Raw genomic sequence first — 15979 nt, 5'->3', positions numbered from 1 at the left:
AGCTTCCAGCAATTAGGTCAACAGGCGCTTTGCCATGCGGCGATAGTCCAACAGACTCGAAGCAATTTCATAGGATCGCTTCGAGTAAGTATCCAGTATTCCGGGGTCTGCCTCAATCTTCGCAAAGGTGTTGACCAAGTCATTCTCATTGCGAACGGCCCATCCGTTACCCTGCACGAACGGAACATGACTGGGCACGTCGGCAACAATAACCGGCCGCCGGGCGCAAAGGCTCATTTGCATTGTCGCTGATTGACTCCCAGGCTGGACATAAACATCAGCCGCGCACAACAAGCCATATAACTCATCGGCAGGCTTCCAGCCTAAAAACGTAACACGTGAATCCTGTGCAATCAGTTCGCGCAGCCCCTCGGCAATAGAATCATGCAATTGACCAACGATCAAGAATCTGAAACATTCGGACTGCGTCTGTGAGAAGGCCCGAAGGCTTTGATCCAGCTTCTTTTTAGCGTCGAATTTTCCAGATTGTATAAATACTGTGTGCTGAGCTTCTAAACCCAAGACTGCGCGCGCTTCAGTTCGAAGTTTCAAATAGCTCGAATCATCGGCAACTTTACCGCCCAGTGGGAAAAACTCCATCATTGCATCATCGATGCCGTACTGTCGACGACAAAAATCCAGCGTCTCCTGAGAAATACACAGCACTTTATCAATATCTGGCAAAGCGGCTCTGATAACAGGCCGATAATAGAAATTATGCAAGAATTTCGACAAAGTGCTCACAGCACTATTATTCGCATCTTCATGACTATCGACATAAAATTTTACATGCGGATTTTTACGCTTGTATCGCGCAGCGGTGCGCAGTTCCCAGCCACATAGCCCGTGAAACATGATAACGTCTGGAGAGAACGTTTCAAGGATGCCCTTAACTTCTTTATGCATCCTGAGCTTCTTTTTCAAAAAAAATGGACCAAGGCCGCTATATGGCAAACGTATAACGCGAGCACCATCCGTCCCGAGATAATCACCTGACTTCGTATAACCCAACGTCAGATTATCCAAATAGGTTTCTGTCGACGCCACCACCAATACATCGTGGCCAGTAGATACGTGCTCACGCACGAGTTCATTTTCCTGATACCTATAACCATCAATATAAAAGCACGACACACACAGGTGAATGATTTTCATAGCAAATTCTGACTTTTCAAAAAGGCTTCTGGGTCGGTGAAATGCTCAGCCGCCAACCTCAACTGATCTTCCGAGAGTTCCCACCATCGGCTGCGCAGAAGCCCTTCCACTATCGGCGGAGCAAACCGGTAACGTATCAAGCGTGCTGGGTTACCCGCGTAGATTGCATAAGGAGGGACGTCTCTGGTAACCACGCTGCCCATGCCAATCACCGCCCCGATACCAATTGTAACCCCACCCTTGATCAGAACACCCTCACCAATCCAGACATCATGCCCTATTGTGGTAGAGGGCTCCCAGCGGTACTCGTGCCTAGAGAACTTTTTCTTAATACTCTCTTTGTGTGCGAGAAACACAGGGCTAGTCGAAACGTATTCAATAGGATGTCTCGCCCCTCCAACAACAACATTATTGGCAATAGAGCAAAATGACCCAACAGTAGTCTTTATGAATGTACAGTCATACCCGCAAAAACTGTGCTTCCCAAAACGCGTGGAGAACAAGGTACTGCCAGACTCCACCTTTGAACTACGCGGAACATGCGACTCGATCAACGCAGATCCTCGTGACTTTTTAAGTATTCGCGAGATGACATATCCAATCACAGCCGATGTCCCCATACTTTTATTCTGAACCTATCAAACCATAGCACTGCGACCCACAACGCTCCGCCAAATGACGCCAGCGTGGTGAAAAAAGGGCCATTGGTAGTCACAAAAACGAGAGGGAAAAGCGCCGTAAGTAACAGCACTCTGTTCCACCCTCGTGCAACCCAATCCACTGCAACCAACCAAGCGGTGTAAAGCACAAAGATGATCAGCACCCCTGGCCCACCGGCAGCCGCGACGCCATCAGTAGCAACAAAGCTGGCATTTGACTGGCTCTGCACACCAAGCACACGCTCAGCAAGAATTTTTCCAAGAAGCGGCCATTTATCATCACCTACGAACGCTGCCGGGACCTCGGCCAACCGCCCAATGAGAGAGACATGAGACCAGTTGGTAAAGCCTTGCACAGAGAAAAGATCATAATATTGCGTGACAAATAGCCCCGGATAAGCAATTAAACGTGTGTAAAAGTAGAAGCCCAATTCCCTGAAAAGGCCAATTTGATCATAAAGCGCTGCTATCAGGAAAACCATAACCCCACCGCCCGCAAAGAGGTATGATGGATTATTCGGGTTGTCGAAACGCCGTTTGAATATGGCGGCCATTAAAAACATTGCAAAGGGCATTAAAAATACGGTTCGTTCAGCGGTGATCATGAACACAAAAATGAACCCGACAAAACCCAGAAAACCAATCAGATAGCGCCTTGAAACCAAGCCAGCCGCAAAAAGTAACGGAGAAAAGAAGTAAGCCAAATAAACTTGACAATAACCTATAAATAGGGATGTAGCAGCACCCTTCTCTCTTTGCGCATAAATATCATCCACACCTGAGAATGACAGGATATCCCGATAGGTAAGAAACAACACAAAAAAACAAACAAGCGAGCCCAGCACGCACATATACACAAGCGGCCTCGAAAAGCACCTGGAATAAGTACTCCGCAGAGGAACACAACGCACGGTCAAACAACAACCAACCAGCCCAATACAAAACACAAGAAAATCCAAAAATATCTATCAATTGAATCTTCATGATTGAGCATTCCGATGACGACGGACGGCAGGTACACACAGAAGACCAAGGCATAGATAAACAGTGTGGAAGGTCTTGTCAGGTACAAGGGCATGACGAATATAGGAACTATCGCCAACACGACAACGAACAGTATACTACCCAAGTTGAAATGAGGCGAATTGAACCCCCAAAACGCTTGCTCCACCGAGAGATATCTATCATGACCATAGGCAAGCGCGGAAACATAAAACACCACAGCCGCCAATAGCTTTATGCGTGCCACATTAATAAATACCAGGGAACCTGGCAACACTGAAGTTGCCCGCCCCTGAAAACGACCCGCAATTTCATTTTCCATTATGACCTACCGCTCTTGGTTAGCAGACGCATAGTCAACCCACCCTTTCTAGTTACATGCCAAGGGTTTAACTGCGTCTATTTTCACATCACACCTCTTCTACCATCGCAGCACCTTTCCTAAGCGCGTGGGCAATCAAAAACCTAGCCAATAACAAATCGAGAAGATAAACCACAGAAACCTGCACAACATAGCATAACAAGAACCCTTTGAAATCAAGGGCAAAATGAGAGACGACTATAAGTAGCACACCCGTCGCCATCAACCTGAACATGTGCAGTGTGGGCATATACCAATTATATCGAAGAACCAACGATACACGGTCCAAGGGTGTGCTAATGAATGAACTGAACGCAGCAACTACCAAGATTTGCGCGTATAGACCCGCATCATGCCATTGCTCCCCCAGAACGAATGGGTAAAGCCAAGGGGACAAGATGCCGGCACACAAATAAATTGGAACTCCGAATAACGCCAGTTTTCGTACGGTCATGCTCCACAGCCCTCTGAGGACTAGGGGCTCCCCGGCGTACGACGCTGCACGCTGGTAAAAAACCTGGCCAATGGCTGCGCCTATCAACCCAGAGGGTAGAAAAATGGTTGCCATGACCATCGAAAACTGCCCAAGTATTTCGGTGCCGTACACCGCCGATATGTAAAAAATAGGGGCAGCACTACTGACAGTAACCAAGACATGCGACATCACTAGCGCGTGAGCGCCACTGGCATGTTTCTTCAGAGGATTTACAGCATCCGCCGCATATGCCCGAGACCCAAAAATAAGTTTTTTCGAGTAAGGTAGAAGGGCGCCAAGCTTACCCAGCGCACTAAACAATGTGGTAAAGATCAGACCACTTGTAGTCACGGCCGCCAATAGTGCACCCGATGCAATGTAGGCTGACTTGCCAAATACCTCCGACATCGCAGACCCCTTGTACGCACCTGAGCGCTGGGCATTGTGTTGGAACGCCAACGAAAGGGATACCAGAAATGCACTAAGGGGGGCGACAACCAGCATATTAGCGTCTTGCTCAACCGACAGAATCCGCGCAATCTCTGACGAGAAGGCATACATCGCAACGGTAAGCACCACTCCTGTAATGACACCAAGCTTTACCACCCCAGAGAAGAGCCGACGTGCTTGCTGGTCATCTTTAAGCATCTGGAAAAAATATTCGTATCTCCAAGTCATGAGCCCTGCAAAAAAAATGACAAGTTGAAGAAAAATATTCTGAACCGCAAATTCTTGAGGCGCATAGAGTCGAGACAAGAGGGGAATACCAAGCACCCCGATCACTTGCGCAATAGTATTCCCTGAAGCTTGCAAAAAGATGTCTCGCCAATAAGACGAGACATATTGCAAAACCTTCATTTACCAGCACCGCAAGCCGCTACCACGGCGTCCGCTACGGCTTTGAGCTCAGCTTCACTCAGATAGGGATGCATCGGTAGACTCAAAACTCTAGTCGCCAGAGCGTCACCAACCGGAAGATAAGAATCAGAGGCAACGGCAGCCTGTTTGTTAAGAGGAATAGGATAGTGAACAACACTAGGCACACCTCGATACTTCAATTCAGCTTGGACTTTCTCCCGGTCATCTACTTGGATAGTGAATTGAGCATACACAGAGGTATTGCCCTCAACAACAAAGGGGAGTTTGATTGAATCCTGCTCCCTCAACAGTTCAATGTAACGCTTCGCTACCTGTTCACGCAGCGCTATTTCGCTATCAAAAATATCGAGTTTTGCCAGGAGTATTGCGGCCTGCATTGTATCGAGCCGACTATTCACGCCAACTCTGACATGGTGATAGCGCTTTTCCTGGCCGTGCCGAGCAATCTGTCGAATAACAACAGCAAGGTTTGGATCATTGGTAAAAATCGCACCACCATCACCATACCCACCGAGCGGTTTACTTGGGAAGAAGCTAGTACATGCGACAGTGGTTAACCCACAGGAACGACGCCCTTTATAAGTAGCCCCGAAGCTCTGCGCTGCATCCTCAATAACCGGAATATTATACTTTTGAGCAATCATATTGATCGCATCAAAATCGGCACATTGTCCATAGAGCGACACAGGCACTATCGCTTTCGTACGTGGTGTGATGGCAGCCTCAAGCTGCGTAACATCCAGATTGCATGTCCGCTCATCGACATCCACGTAAACAGGCTTTGCGCCAAGCAGCGCAACAGTTTCAGCCGTCGCAATATAAGTAAACCCTGGCGTGATGACTTCGTCACCAGGGCCGATGCCCAAAGCCATCTGAACAATTTGTAAAGCATCAGTACCATTAGCACAAGTGATGCAGTGGCCTACCCCGACATAAGAAGCCAGGCGTTCTTCTAACTCAGATACTTCAGGCCCCAGTATATACTGGCCGTGGTCCAATACGCGCTGAATACTAGCATCAATATTTTCCTTGATACGTGCTTGCTGCTTCTTCAGATCAATGAATTCAATCATGGTCAAACATCCAACTTGCCAAGGGAATCGCCGCGCAGCACATACCGCGCCCCCGTATGCGAACAAATGGCTTCGCCTTTTACATTCACATCCAGTTGCTCGCCAAACTCACTCATCCAGCCGATCTGCTTGGCCGGAACACCGACCATCAGCGCATACGCCGGCACATCCTTGTTGACGACCGCGCCAGCACCTATAAAAGCGAACTCGCCAATGGTGACTCCGCAGACAATAGTGCAATTGGCCCCCAGTGTCGCGCCCTTCTTCACCAAGGTGTCCCGGTACTGGTCTTTGCGCTCGATAAGCGAGCGCGGATTGTAAACGTTGGTGAAGACCATGCTTGGCCCGCAGAACACGCCTTCCTCCAGTGTAACGTTGTCATACACCGATACGTTGTTCTGAATCTTGCACCGGTCACCGATCACGACCTTGTTACCGACAAAGACGTTTTGCCCGAGAGATACGCCTGCGCCGATCCGAGCGCCGCTACACACATGGACGAAATGCCACACGCGCGAATCTTTGCCAATCTGAGCGCCTTCATCGACGATTGCACTGGGATGCTGATAATGATTCATTGCTTGAGACTCACGCTGGATTGAGTTTGATCGAACAACCGTTGTAGCTGCCCGCCTGCAAAGTGCCCGTAGCGACGCGCGCCGATTTCATTCAGATGGTGGGTATCCTGGTAGATAAGCTCTCCATGCTCATAGGGTGCGTCAGCAAAAAAGCCTGAATTGGAGAAGTCCACAAAGTGCACACCAGCCCTACCCGCAGCGAGCATTTCCACCTGCTGGTTGGCAACCCGCCACTCATCATTGAAGGCCAGGGTGGCCGGTAACCCAAGCTCCCTGAACCTGCGTACCCTTTGAACATCAGAACGGAACATGGGCACCTGCCCCAAGATCACGACCTGCTTGTGAGCTGTTGTAGCATCATCCAGGAACGCCTGAAGCGCTTTTACAAATGCCGGGCTTGGCATCTGGTATTGCCACATGCCTGCGATGATCACTTTGTCCATTGTCACCAGTGCCTGTTTCACCGCAATGATCTGCGAGCGACAAGCTTGTTGGGCGTAATCAGGGAGGCGCTCCACGTCGAAGCCCGGGATGGGTACACAACTGCTTGCAGTAAGGACGCGATCTGCGAGCGACAAGCTTGTTGGGCGTAATCAGGGAGGCGCTCCACGTCGAAGCCCGGGATGGGTACACAACTGCTTGCAGTAAGGACGCGATAAGCAACGCCCTGTTCGGTGCCGGCCTGATCAAAGAAGTAGTTCAACTGAGCGGCGTGGCTGTCACCAATTACCAGAATCGAAGGGACGGCGCCGGCCAGGCCCCGCTTGCATTCGCCCACCTGCTGCCCATGGCAAATCAGTTCAGGTGCTGCATAGCGAGCCTGCTCGACCGGCACCGGGCCAACCATCAGCGGGTTGTACCTGGCACTCAGCAGGGCAACCAAAGCGATGCCGACCACTCCGAGCGCAAAGCTCGGCGCCAAGCGTCGTACACCAACCAATCTGCGCGCCGGCTGCTCTACAAATCGATAGGAAAGCCAGGCCAGGGCAAACGAAGCTACCAAAGCGACTGGTAGCCACTGGCCGCTTAGTTCGTACTGTCCTATGTAATAGCGAATGAGCGCCAAGACCGGCCAATGCCACAGGTACAGGGAGTAGGAAATGCCACCAACCCATACCAACCCAGGGATGGACAGGAGGTTGTTGATCGGCCCCCGCCGCGCCGCGATCACCAGAGCCGTACCAATGCAGGGTGCAAGCGACCATAAACCCGGGAATTGAGTTTTATCGATCAGTACAAAGCTGGCTGCAAGCAAGCCCAAGCCCAGCAAGCCGAAAAGCGCCGAAACAGGTGCGGGTATTTCACGGTTTCGCAGGCCAAGGGCCACTACCCCCCCCACCAGGAATTCAGGCACACGAGCAAGGAGCAAGAAGTACTCGCTGCCCTGCCCGCCCGCCAGCACTTTCTTGCTGCTCCACACGAACAGAATGGCCGCTAATAGCGAGAGGCCGGGCAGACGCCAAGAGCGTGGCAAACACAGCAACAGGAGGGGGAAGAACAGATAGAACTGCATCTCTATCGCGAGCGACCAGGTATGCAGCAGCGGCAGCTCTTCTGCACGAGGCGCAAAATAGCTACCAAAATCCGCGAAATAAAGGTTGCTGGCAAAGATGGCTGCCGACTTCAAGCTCTGATGGAAAAACTCGAAGTCCGCTGTCAGAAACAGCATTGACGACACCACGCTGACAAGCGCCAGCATGACGGCGTACGCGGGAACAATGCGTTTGATACGGTTCAGGTAGAAGGCTGCCAGGTGGATCTTCTGCCCCGGCTCCGTCAGTAGCGCCGTAATGATGAAACCCGAGATGACGAAAAACACATCGACGCCGACGAACCCCGCCGGCAGCCATGTGCTATTCATGTGGTACGCAAGAACGGCCAGGACCGCTACCGCACGCAAACCTTGAACGTCCAGCCGCATGTCCTTACGCGAGCGTAACGAGTTCAAGTTCTGCGACAATGTTTCATTGTTGTTAGACAAGCTGGCCAAGACCTTGCAGGAATATTACGCGAGGAAAGGCGGCCTGCAGGCCGCCCGGTATCACTGCTGTGTCAGCGGGACAGGCCCAGGACAAAAGGATGTGCCTCGTTGTCCTTGGCCTGAGCAATAGCGGCACTGCGGATGACATCCACGGTCTCCACGCAATGGCGAGCATCCTCTATGCCGTAGCCGCGCCCTGCCAGAATTTCTTCATAGCTGGTAGTGTGCAGGTCGGTAAAGCCTTCGGAAAACTCCATCTCGTCACCATTGACAGTGATCGAACGGTACGTTGGCTTCTTGCCCTTCACCGACTCAGGCAGGTCATTGGCGTCGACCGACAGGAACCAACGTACGCGTGCCTTTTCGTACTCCAGGTAGCCAGAAGCCTTGTGTTCGGAGGTGAAGTGCACAACGTTGCGCTGCAGCTTGCCGAAGATGAAGTGCAACATGTCGTAGAAGTGCACGCCGATGTTGGTGGCCACACCGAACGACTTGCGTGGGTCACCTTTCCAGCTTTGCAGGTACCACTTACCACGGGAAGTGATGTAAGTCAGGTCAACTTCATACTTGTGTGGGTTGTTCTCGCGAGCAACCTTGTCTTTCAGGGCAATGATTGCCTGGTGGTGGCGCAGTTGCAGGATATTGAACAGGCGCTTACCGGTTTCCTGTTCGATCAGGGCCAACTCGTCCAGTTGCTGCGGGGTTGGTACCAGCGGCTTTTCGCAGATCACGTCACAGCCCAGGCGCAGGCCTGCGGCAATGTGCGGGTAATGCAGGTAGTTGGGCGAGCAGATCGAGACGTAATCCAGGGCGGTAGCCGGGTCACGCTTCAGGCCGTGGGCGTGGTCGAGGAAGAACTCGAACTCGGTGAAGAACTCGCTCTGCGGCGAGATACTGTCGATGATACCTACCGAATCATTGATGTCGTACGCAGAGACCAGGCGGTTGCCGGTGTCCTTGATGGCGCGCATGTGGCGAGGGGCGATGTAGCCTGCAGCACCGATGAGAGCAAAGTTTTTCATGAGGCTTCCTTTGAAAACGAATGAATCCGCCTGCCCCTTGAGGGCCAGGCGGATCAATTTGCTGGCGACGCCAATCAGGCCTTGATGATGTGCGCGGTTGGCGTACGGTACTTACCACGGCTATCGACGATCAGCTTGGCTTTGGCCTCGATCAGGGCGTAATCGAACTTGTCGTGATCGGTGGCCAGTACCACGGCGTCAAAGCTTGCCAGGTTCTCAGCGGTGAGCGGCTCGCTGCTCAGCTCGAAGTGGTGCTCGCGCATCTTTGGGAACACCGGCACGTGCGGGTCGCTGTAGGCAACCACGCCACCTTTGGCTTCGATCAGTTCCATGATTTCGACAGATGGCGACTCGCGCATGTCGTCGACGTTCTTCTTGTAGGCGATGCCCAGGACCAGCACGCGGCTGCCCTTCAGTGCCTTGCCGGAATCGTTCAGGCCATCCATCAGCTTGCTCAGTACGTACTCAGGCATGGCCTGGTTGACTTCACCGGAAAGCTCGATGAAGCGGGTGTGCAGGCCGTACTCGCGCGCCTTCCAGGTCAGGTAGAAGGGGTCGATTGGAATGCAGTGGCCGCCCAGGCCCGGGCCCGGGTAGTAAGGGGTGAAGCCGAAAGGCTTGGTCGCCGCGGCATCGACTACTTCAAAGATGTCGATACCCATGCGGTCGGCGACGATCTTCATTTCGTTGACCAGGCCGATGTTCACCGCACGGTGAATGTTCTCCAGCAGCTTGGTCATTTCAGCGGCCTTGGTGGAGCTGACCGGTACGACCTGGTCGATGGCCTGCTCGTACAGGGCGATACCCACTTCCAGGCATTTTGGGGTGTGGCCACCAATGACCTTGGGAATGGTACGGGTTTCGAAGTTCGGGTTGCCCGGGTCTTCACGCTCTGGCGAGTAGACCAGGTAGATGTTCTCACCTACTACCAGGCCACCCTCCTGTACACGTGGCAGCAGTTCTTCTTCGGTAGTACCAGGGTAGGTGGTGCTTTCCAGCGAAACCACCTGGCCTGCACGCAGGTAGGGGCTGAGGGCGTCGGTGGTGTTGATCACGAAGCTCATGTCCGGCTCGCGATACTTGTTCAGCGGGGTGGGCACGCACAGGATCAGCGCGTCGCACTCACTGGCACGCGTGAAGTCGACGGTAGCCTCAAAGCCGGTTTCACGTGCTTTGCTGATATTGGCCGCTGGAATGTGCTCGATATAGCTCTGGCCTGCATTGAGTTTATCGACTTTCGATTGATCGATATCAATACCCAGCACATTAAAACCAATGGCGTTATAACGCAGCATCAGCGGCAACCCGACATAACCGAGACCCACGATACCAATCAAGGCCTGCCGGTTTTTGAACTTCTCTACCACCGCTTTCATATCTGTCATGCTTCCCAACTCACCTTGAATATACCTGCCCGTTTCCGCGACTGCATAACGGGTTATTGGACCTTCTTCGACTCATTCGCCAGCCGAATGAATCCATTCGGCGGCAGCGTGCATTAGGCTCACTGCCGAGCAAAAAGCGCCCACTCACATTCGCCCAGGGAGCGGCCCAGTGGCTGCCATCAATGAAAGGAGCCACAATCATAGGCGGTTAGGCTGCGGCAATCCATCGGAGTTTTCCGGGGGCGTGCTACAGCCAAAATGCTATTAAAACAGCATCATGCAAATAGGGCTCAAGCTTGGGCCTCACCCACCCGGATATGGCTCTGCTCCGCCAAACCCTCAGGCAGGATGCGATGCGCCGAACCCTCGACTTCAAGAACTCGCAGCTGTCTTACATGATCCTTGAAAGCGCTCCGCAGCAGGGCAGCGACCGTTCCGAGCAACAAGCCGCCGACAAATGCAATCAGCACGATGAGTGCTTTGCGTGGCTTCAGCGGCTTGATGGAGGGTACCGCACGCTGATCAATATTCACCAGGTGCAGCCCCTGCAACTGGGTATCGATGGCTTGCAAGCGCGCACGCTCCACGCGAAGCGCTTCGACCCCCTCCAAAAATGCTGCTTCGCTCGCCCGAGCCTTGATTGCCTGGACTTCGCGGTTGGTCGAAAGCAGGATGAGCTCCTTGCGAATCTGCCCGACCCTCGGCTCGACGAAGTCATCTGAACTACGCTTGCGCAATGCAGCACGCTCGGCTTCGAGCACTTCGGTCCCCATGAAATACAGCGGCACCGGCCTACCGTTTACTTCGGTACGGATAATGTTGCCATTTACCGAGCCTTCATCAGCCATCAGGGAGGGGGTCGAAGGTTTTTTCAAACCGAGCCCTCGTGCAACGGTGATAGCCTCCTCAAGCTTGGCCAGGCGCGCTTCGCGGCTCAATTTCAACTGAACGCGCAAGGCCTTAAGCTCATCACTGAGCTGCGCACGCTTGATCGCATCTGCCTCTTCGAGGCGGGCGATACGGCTTTCATTCCCAGCCTCATATTCCAACACTGCGGAATTCAGCTTCTTGTCTACCTCTGCCAAGCGGTTGGCCAAAATAATCTGCATATCCTTGGACAACTGGCTGCGCTCTCGCTCAATGGCATAATCGACGAAGTCGTTGAGAATGGCCGCGCCATTTACGCCTTTCTCATAGAGCATTTTTAACCCGATAAAATCGCTCATTACATCGTTTTTTTTCGGGTCGGCCAAAGCTACGCCGAGAGCTTCACGATTGAAGTCCTCAAACGCCTGTTCGATACTTTGACCTTCATCCTGAAATGTATTGATGAGATCCGGCCTGGAACGAAAGAAGTCCAGCCGAGCACTGTAAGAGTTCAGCGCTGCACCGACTCTCTTGAGTGCTTCCGCCGGCGGCAACGAATAGATTTCTGACCGATTCAAGGCGTCCAGCTGATTAAGGGCGACTGGCCTCAAACTAGTGGACGCCTCGTACACAGGCGTGATGGTGTAGGCGACTGCAGCACCGACGAGGGCGCAGACTCCCCCAATGGCAACAATTAGCAAACGCCTATGCCAGATAGTGCGCAAAACGCCGAAAAGGTCGATTTCGCCTGAAACAGCCATGGAGGAGGGGCGTGCAACGCTATTCACAATAATTGCCTGTCTGTAACGGTGGGTTAACCAAGACAGGCAGGACGGATCAGCGTGTCGTGCTCGCTCTTCCAGCTTTCCATGTCATCGGCGACGAAAGGCTATTGTTACACCTTCCGCAAGCAGCAACAACACTTAGCGATGCTTTCCTATCAGGGAAGTTCCCTACCACTCGTCGCCCTGCGCCTGCACCACATGTCCCGCCCCAGGGCCACCACCACACCAAGACCAACACCCACCAAAGCCGATAGCAGCATGATGATGGCTTTTCGCGGCTTAATCGGCTTGTCAGGCTGGGAAACAGCGCCATCCTGCTGATACATTGCAACCAAGGAAGGGTCGACCTTCAACGTGCGTAAGAAACTGAGTTTCTCCTGCTTTTCACGCAAATTCTGTATGAAAGGGTCGTTCGATGAGCGCGATTCCAGGTTGGCGATTTCTGCCTCCAGTGCTTTGGTCCCGCGCATGTAAGTGAGAGCCCCGTTCATACCGGCAGACACTTCATTGGACAGAGTATCGGAAATGATCGGTGGCTTTTCCAGGCCAATCGACCGGGCAACTCGCAGCGCCTCCTTGAGCTGGGCAATCTGATCCACACGCTGATTGCTGGCAGTGGCCCGCGCAGCCCTAATCTGCTGATCAAGGTTATCGGCCATGATCGACATGTCACTACGAGCGCCGCTCAGCAACTCGTTTTTTGCTCGCTCCGCAGCCATTTCGGCATAATTCGAAACCCAGGTCGCCGCAAGGCGCGGGTCTTCCAGGCTCGCCGTCAGCACATAACGATCAGGCATGTCCTTGCCAGCCAGGGCTACTTTCAGCATGCCGTTGAACTGAGCATACAAGGCGTCGCGAGAACCACCCCGCTCTTCTTCGGTCAGCATAGGAAGAAAGGCGCTGCGGAAAAATTTGTCTCGTACTGCTTCAGACTGAAGGGCTTTGAGATAGATGCTGTACACCTCCTTGGCACTGAGCGGCGCGAGACCTGTTCCCTCCCCACGACCGTAGTTGAGTTGGGCAATCTCGTTCTGGGAAGGAGGTTGAATATAAAGCTTCGCCTCATACACCGGCGAAACCAGCATGACATAAGCCAACCCCAAAGCAATCACCGGCACCGCAACCAGCCCCACCCAGATCTTTTGCCGCCAAACCCCCTGTACAAGTTCAATCAGGTCAATGTCGTCGCTACTACTCAGGCGCTCGCGTTCATTGCGCATTTAGTCTTTTTTTCCTTGGGTCCGTCTGATTACTTCAACACAAGGGGCGTCACCTCCAGGCTCAAGAAAAAGCCGCCCCACCCCCTCGAATCAAGCGTAGCGGCAATTTGCCATTCTGCTCGCCACCTTTCAATCACTTGGAATTAACCATTAATAGAGGGGATCTGACCACGGAAGTTCCTTATTTTTTTACAGACTGCGAGCCTCCCGCCCAGCGGTCACTCAGCAATTGTAACGACCACCTCATTTCCCGCCTGCGCAAACGTTTCCCGCAGCACTCGAGCCAGTGCCTGCTTCGCCTTCCTCTCCCCATGCACCAACACTACTCGCCGCGCATTACAACCTTGCGCAAACCTGACCAACCCTACCTGATCCGCATGCCCCGAATACCCACCCAAGGTCACCACCTTCGCACGAACCTCATACATACCCCCATCCAGATCAATCTGCACAAACCCTTCCGCTCCTTCGCTAGCCTGGATCACAGCCCCCGGTGTGCCTTTGGCCTGATACCCGACAAACACCACCTCGTGCCGCGGATCCACCAACATCGCCTTGAGATAACCGACAATGCGCCCACCCGAGCACATGCCATTGCCGGCAATGACAATCGCCGGCCGCCCGGTGCTTTTAAGGTAATTCACCACCTGCCGATGGCGGGCATGGGTATCGACGCACACCAACTGGCCAAACCCAAGCGGGTCGCGCCCCTGACTCAGCCGCGCCTTGGCTTCGTCATTCCAGTAACCATGCAACTGCCGGTAGACGGCAGTTATGCGCTGGGCCAACGGCGAGTCGAGGATGATTGGCAGCTGTGACCAGGCGAAGGCATCATCGCCCGGCACCACGCCCGGGTCGCCCAGCAATGCCTTGCGGTGGAGGATGTCTTCGAGCTCGAACAGCAACTCCTGGGTGCGACCCAAGCTGAACGCTGGAATCAGGATGGTGCCACGGTCCTGCAGGGCGCGGTCGATAACCTGCTCCAGCAACTGCTGGCGATTGCTGCGATCCGGGTGCAGGCGGTCACCGTAGGTGCTTTCAAGCACCAGCACATCTGCCCGCTCGGGCGACTGTACCGACTGCAGGAGTGGATTACCCTGATGACCCAGATCGCCAGAAAAGACGATGCGCTGGTTGAGCCCCAGTGCCTCGATATCACACTCCACGTAAGCAGAGCCCAATAAATGCCCAGCGCGCTGCAGACGGATCTGGCACTTGAGGTCGGACTTGTCGACCACTCGATGCCACTGCCCAAAGGGAACCGGCACTATCAGGTCGTCGATGAATTCGAGGTATCGCGCCACATGGGCAGGCTCGCTGCTGATAGCCAGCTTGTAGGCATCCTCCAGTATCAGCGGCAGTAGCTTTGCCGAAGGCTCACTGCAAAGGATGGGGCCGCGATAACCTGCGGCAAGCAGTGCCGGTATGCGCCCGACATGGTCAAGATGCACATGCGTGATCACCAGGGCCTGGATACCCTGAACCTCAAAACCGAGAGGCAGTGAGCCTGCGCCCGGAGCCGCCTCGGCACCCTGCTCCAGGCCGCAATCCACCAGCAAGCTGGTGTTTAAATCCAGATGGAGCTGGTGGCATGAGCCGGTTACGCCGCGGGTACCACCGTGATGGGAAATGCTGGGGAATTGCATAGTGCTGCACGCTCGCCTGGGCCGCTGAATGGATGCCTATTACTCCATCTCACTGGCTGCGTGCATAGATGACGCCGCCCTACAGTTTGTAGGCGCTTTCATTAATTGCCGTTTAACGCGGCCTGGCGTGCCGATGCGCGAATCTTGCGCTTGCTGCGCTGCACGCCGTAGGCACCCAGCAACGGCCCGATAGCCAGGCCAATAACCAAGGCAGCCAGGACCAGCACGGCGACCGGCATGGCCGGGGCTGCCCAACCGAACAGGACCAACGAGACGGTTTGCTGGTTCTCCAGCACGAAGAACAGCACCACAGCCGCCAACAGCAGCACGAACAGCGCCGCCAGGGCACGCTTGAGGTTACGCATCAGATTGCTCCTTGTGGAATCAGGTGTGGGCCTCATGTTCTTCTTCATTGACCCGATCGCGCAACTCCTTGCCGGGCTTGAAGTGCGGCACGAACTTGCCTTCAAGGCTGACCGACTGGCCGGTCTTCGGGTTACGGCCTACGCGAGGGGCACGATAGTGCAGCGAGAAGCTGCCAAAACCGCGGATCTCGATGCGATCGCCGGTGGCAAGGCATTGTGACATCTGCTCAAGCATGGTCTTGATGGCCAGCTCCACGTCCTTGGACGAGAGCAGCCCCTGATGGGTGACAATACGTTCGATCAGCTCCGACTTCGTCATATTTTTCCCTTCGTTATCAAGCAGCTAGATCATTGCTTAATCAGGTTGTAGCACGCTCGGAGAGATTTGAACAGGGTGGTTCTTGACTTAAGAAAAAAATTCAAGATTGGATTATCACGAAACAAGCCTCACAACCACGCTCTGCGGCGCCGGGCCACCCCTCGTTGCAAGTGCCGGGCATGTCACAAAGCGGAAAGGTGCTTGGCG

Annotated in this window: 16 protein-coding genes; all 16 read right to left on the bottom strand. The window is 53.7% G+C overall.

Translation table 11 applies throughout. The features are described 5' to 3' along the window. Positions 1-12 precede the first annotated feature (12 nt). Complete coding sequence (locus GYA95_RS02985) at positions 13-1086, bottom strand: glycosyltransferase family 4 protein (RefSeq protein WP_232874155.1); 1074 nt, start codon at positions 1084-1086, stop codon at positions 13-15. Between the two features lie 65 nt (positions 1087-1151). Next, positions 1152-1775, bottom strand: a complete 624-nt coding sequence (locus GYA95_RS28125) for a CatB-related O-acetyltransferase (RefSeq protein WP_158242113.1) — start codon at positions 1773-1775, stop codon at positions 1152-1154. Next, positions 1757-2659 carry a hypothetical protein gene (locus tag GYA95_RS02975; protein ID WP_238841714.1) on the bottom strand — a complete coding sequence of 301 codons (903 nt, stop codon included), beginning with the start codon at positions 2657-2659 and terminating at the stop codon, positions 1757-1759. The genes GYA95_RS28125 and GYA95_RS02975 overlap by 19 nt, the downstream gene beginning before the upstream one ends. 68 nt (positions 2660-2727) lie before the next feature. Continuing rightward, positions 2728-3138, bottom strand: a complete 411-nt coding sequence (locus tag GYA95_RS27825) for a hypothetical protein (RefSeq protein ID WP_238841713.1) — start codon at positions 3136-3138, stop codon at positions 2728-2730. Positions 3139-3226: 88 nt separating this feature from the next. Beyond that, complete coding sequence (locus GYA95_RS02970) at positions 3227-4510, bottom strand: oligosaccharide flippase family protein (protein WP_015269318.1); 1284 nt, start codon at positions 4508-4510, stop codon at positions 3227-3229. Further along, a complete protein-coding gene (locus GYA95_RS02965; protein WP_015269317.1) occupies positions 4507-5604 on the bottom strand; it encodes a DegT/DnrJ/EryC1/StrS family aminotransferase in 1098 nt (365 codons plus the stop codon). The genes GYA95_RS02970 and GYA95_RS02965 overlap by 4 nt, the downstream gene beginning before the upstream one ends. A gap of 2 nt (positions 5605-5606) precedes the next feature. Beyond that, positions 5607-6182, bottom strand: coding sequence for a UDP-2-acetamido-3-amino-2,3-dideoxy-D-glucuronate N-acetyltransferase (gene wbpD, locus GYA95_RS02960; RefSeq protein WP_015269316.1), 576 nt, complete (start codon positions 6180-6182; stop codon positions 5607-5609). Next, positions 6179-6700 carry an SGNH hydrolase domain-containing protein gene (locus GYA95_RS28120; protein WP_275101019.1) on the bottom strand — a complete coding sequence of 174 codons (522 nt, stop codon included), beginning with the start codon at positions 6698-6700 and terminating at the stop codon, positions 6179-6181. Before GYA95_RS28120 ends, wbpD begins: the two co-directional genes overlap by 4 nt. After that, positions 6643-8163, bottom strand: coding sequence for an acyltransferase family protein (locus GYA95_RS02955; RefSeq protein WP_269805910.1), 1521 nt, complete (start codon positions 8161-8163; stop codon positions 6643-6645). The genes GYA95_RS28120 and GYA95_RS02955 overlap by 58 nt, the downstream gene beginning before the upstream one ends. Before the next feature lie 71 nt (positions 8164-8234). Continuing rightward, the gene (gene wbpB / locus GYA95_RS02950) at positions 8235-9185 is read right to left on the bottom strand and encodes a UDP-N-acetyl-2-amino-2-deoxy-D-glucuronate oxidase (RefSeq protein ID WP_015269314.1); all 951 of its coding nucleotides are present in this window, start codon (positions 9183-9185) and stop codon (positions 8235-8237) included. Between the two features lie 74 nt (positions 9186-9259). Continuing rightward, entirely contained in the window at positions 9260-10570 is a 1311-nt protein-coding gene (gene wbpA, locus GYA95_RS02945; RefSeq protein WP_015269313.1) for a UDP-N-acetyl-D-glucosamine 6-dehydrogenase, read from the bottom strand. 290 nt (positions 10571-10860) lie between these two features. After that, positions 10861-12225 (bottom strand): Wzz/FepE/Etk N-terminal domain-containing protein, encoded by a 1365-nt coding sequence (locus GYA95_RS02940; RefSeq protein WP_137137996.1) that lies wholly within the window; start codon positions 12223-12225, stop codon positions 10861-10863. Positions 12226-12377: 152 nt separating this feature from the next. After that, complete coding sequence (locus GYA95_RS02935) at positions 12378-13442, bottom strand: LPS O-antigen chain length determinant protein WzzB (RefSeq protein WP_015269311.1); 1065 nt, start codon at positions 13440-13442, stop codon at positions 12378-12380. A gap of 218 nt (positions 13443-13660) precedes the next feature. After that, positions 13661-15088: an MBL fold metallo-hydrolase RNA specificity domain-containing protein gene (locus GYA95_RS02930; RefSeq protein ID WP_015269310.1), complete on the bottom strand. Its 1428-nt coding sequence runs from the start codon at positions 15086-15088 to the stop codon at positions 13661-13663. Between the two features lie 101 nt (positions 15089-15189). Beyond that, on the bottom strand, positions 15190-15453 hold the full coding sequence (locus GYA95_RS02925) for a lipopolysaccharide assembly protein LapA domain-containing protein (protein WP_015269309.1): 264 nt from the start codon (positions 15451-15453) through the stop codon (positions 15190-15192). Positions 15454-15472: 19 nt separating this feature from the next. After that, the gene (gene ihfB, locus GYA95_RS02920; protein ID WP_013971456.1) at positions 15473-15772 is read right to left on the bottom strand and encodes an integration host factor subunit beta; all 300 of its coding nucleotides are present in this window, start codon (positions 15770-15772) and stop codon (positions 15473-15475) included. Positions 15773-15979 lie beyond the last annotated feature (207 nt).

It is taken from the genome of Pseudomonas asiatica (assembly GCF_009932335.1).
GTDB lineage: Bacteria > Pseudomonadota > Gammaproteobacteria > Pseudomonadales > Pseudomonadaceae > Aquipseudomonas > Aquipseudomonas asiatica.
This window is presented reverse-complemented; position numbering and strand designations above follow the sequence as displayed.